Annotated in this window: 3 protein-coding genes; 2 read left to right on the top strand and 1 reads right to left on the bottom strand. The window is 65.4% G+C overall.

Annotated elements, in window-relative coordinates; genetic code table 11:
- Positions 1-205 precede the first annotated feature (205 nt).
- Entirely contained in the window at positions 206-871 is a 666-nt protein-coding gene (locus tag EN969_RS25760; RefSeq protein WP_063170207.1) for a GntR family transcriptional regulator, read from the bottom strand.
- Between the two features lie 165 nt (positions 872-1,036).
- Between EN969_RS25760 and EN969_RS25765 the strand changes: the two genes are divergently transcribed.
- Positions 1,037-2,296 carry a multidrug efflux MFS transporter gene (locus EN969_RS25765; RefSeq protein ID WP_063167761.1) on the top strand — a complete coding sequence of 420 codons (1,260 nt, stop codon included), beginning with the start codon at positions 1,037-1,039 and terminating at the stop codon, positions 2,294-2,296.
- A 28-nt stretch (positions 2,297-2,324) separates the two neighbouring features.
- A complete protein-coding gene (locus EN969_RS25770) occupies positions 2,325-2,699 on the top strand; it encodes a DUF423 domain-containing protein (protein WP_024504690.1) in 375 nt (124 codons plus the stop codon).
- The last annotated feature ends 2 nt before the right edge of the window (positions 2,700-2,701 follow it).

Here is a 2,701-nt window from a genome sequence, read left to right on the forward strand (position 1 = left end):
CCTCAACAGCTGGCCCGGCAAGCGCAGCCCCAAGCATCGCGCGCCGTGCGCAAGAGCTGAGTGCTTCCCGCCGCGACTGACTTCACAGTCACAGGTGTTTCAAATCGGTTGTTTTCCATCGCCGCTCCTTACGCCATCGGCGTCTGCGAAGCGAGGGCGAAAGTGCGCACACGTCCAGACGCCGCTTTGCGCCCCTTCATCCACCTTAAGCAGCAACGACGGCAAAGCCTCTGGCGCGAAGACCGCGCCGATCGTTGGCGAGCGACGTCACCAGCCGGTCGCGGCTGCCGACAATGTGGACCGAGAGCAGGCGCGCGGCTTCATCGGCGTCGCCACGGCGTGCCGCCGCCAGTATGGCGCGATGTTCGGCCCAGGCGCGGCTGAGGGCCGCTTCGTCGCGAACCTCCAGCCAGCGCGCCCGTGACAGGCGTGTCATGGCATCACGGACCGCCCGGAACAGGAATTCATTGCCCGACAGACGCGCCAGTTCGATGTGAAAATCCATGCCGACGCGATGCCATTCCTCGCGCGGCGTGTCGTTGTCGCAGGATTCGAGCATCGCCTGGATGACATCGATGGCGCTCCGGTCCGCCAGGCCGCATGTCAGGCGAACTGCCGCAACCTCGACCGCCTCCCTGTAGACGGCGATCTGCTCGAGTTCAGCCAGATTGATCGGCGACACCGTCCAGCCGCGCCCGTCCCTGCCGACCAGCCCCTCGGTCTCGAGCCGCAGCAGTGCTGCCCTGACCGGGGTTCGCGATGCACCGAAACGGCTCTCGATCCAGCGCTCGGTCAGCTTTTCGCCGGGACCGATCTCGAGGCCCAGGATCATCTGCCGAAGCTGTTTTTCGACGCTGTGCATCTGCGACATTGTCGTTTCCACCTTTTGGCCGTTTGCGATCGTCTTGCCGATCACGTTCGACAGGCTGCATTGACAGCGGCCAAGCTTGCGTCCATGACGTGCACCATCTTGGTATCCCAAATTGGTATCCGCAGCAAGCATCGATAAAAGAGTTGCTGGGACAGGACACACGACATGCAGCAGAGCACGCCCCCGGCGAACGACAGCACCTACAACATCCACTGGCGGCGCAATCTGTTCGTGTGCTTCGCCGGTTCGTTTTCGACGCTTGTCGCCATGACGCTGCTTCTGCCGTTCCTGCCGCTCTATATCGAGCAGCTGGGTGCCGAGGGTCACGCGGCGATCGTGCAATGGTCGGGGATTGCCTATGGCGCGACGTTCTTCGCGGCGGCGCTGGTGGCGCCGCTCTGGGGACGTCTCGGCGACCGCTATGGCCGCAAGGTGATGCTGGTTCGCGCCAGCTTCGGCATGGCCATATGCATGTCGCTGACCGGCATGGTGCAGACGGTCTGGCAGCTGGTGCTGCTGCGGCTGCTCATCGGCTTTGCCGGCGGCTACTCCTCGGGATCGACCATCCTCGTCGCCATGCAGACCCCGAAGGAGCGTTCCGGCTGGGCGTTGGGCCTGCTGTCGGCCGGCATCACGGGCGGGGCTCTGGTCGGTCCGCTGGTTGGCGGCGCCCTGCCGCCGCTGATCGGCATCCGCGCCACCTTTCTCCTCTCCGGCGGCGTCATCTTCCTGGCATTCCTGGCGACCACGTTTCTGATCAAGGAGAATCCCCGGCCGAAAACAGCAGACGCCGCAGCGACGCAGAAGCGGAAAGGCGGCTGGTCACAAATCCCCGACAAACGGCCTGTTGTCGCCATGCTGGCGACCGGCATGCTGTTGAGCTTCGCCACCATGTCGATCGAGCCGATCATCACCGTCTATGTGCAGCAGCTCATCGAGGACCAGAGCCGCGTGACGCTGATATCAGGCGTCGTCATGTCGGCGGCGGCCCTTGGCGCCATCCTGTCGGCCTCGCGCCTGGGCAAGCTCGCCGACCGCGTCGGCCACTGGAACGTCATCATCGGCGCGCTTGCCGTCTCGGCGCTGCTGCTGATCCCGCAGGCCTTCGTCACGCAGAGCTGGCAACTCATCGGCCTGCGCTTCCTGATGGGTCTGGCGCTGGGCGGGCTGTTGCCCTGCATCACCAGCGTGATCCGCCACAATGTTCCCGATGGGGTCGGCGGCAATGTGCTCGGGCTGTCGATCTCCGCCCAATATGTCGGGCAAGTCGCCGGCCCCTTGCTCGGCGGCTTTGCCGGTGGTCATTTCGGCATGCGTTCGGTGTTTCTGGGCACATCCGTCTTGATGGCCGGCGGCGCGGTGTATAACTGGCTGGCACAGTCACGCCGCGAGCAGGACATGCTTGCCCACGCCGGCAAGCCCTGACGGGGTTGGGCGTCACAGGGCCCCAAACATGAGCACAGCCGAACGACCTTCCGACAACAGCAGCCGTATCCTCGTCCTGGCCGGGGGCTTCTGCGGTGCTGCCGGCGTGGCGCTGTCGGCCGCGGCAGCGCATCTCGGCGGCGCCTTCGTTGGCACCGCCGCATCGTTCCTGCTGATGCATGCGCCGGTCTTCCTTGCCGCCGGATTGCTTGGCGCGAACCGGATCCTGCGCATCGGCAGCCTAATCCTGCTGGTTGGGCTTCTGCTGTTCTGCGGCGATCTGCTGGCCCGCGATTTCATCGGGTCGCGGCTATTCCCGCTGTCGGCGCCGATCGGCGGCACGCTGCTCATTGCCGGCTGGCTGGCGATCGCTGCCTCGGCGCTGGTGCGCGTGCGGTCCTGAAC

This window comes from Mesorhizobium sp. M7A.F.Ca.CA.003.01.2.1 (assembly GCF_003998945.1).
Classification (GTDB): domain Bacteria; phylum Pseudomonadota; class Alphaproteobacteria; order Rhizobiales; family Rhizobiaceae; genus Mesorhizobium; species Mesorhizobium ciceri.

Coding starts and splice junctions, on each gene's coding strand:
- EN969_RS25760 (WP_063170207.1), bottom strand. CDS start 871: ATGTCGCAGATGCACAGCGTCGAAAAACAGCTTCGGCAGATGATCCTG.
- EN969_RS25765 (WP_063167761.1), top strand. CDS start 1,037: ATGCAGCAGAGCACGCCCCCGGCGAACGACAGCACCTACAACATCCAC.
- EN969_RS25770 (WP_024504690.1), top strand. CDS start 2,325: ATGAGCACAGCCGAACGACCTTCCGACAACAGCAGCCGTATCCTCGTC.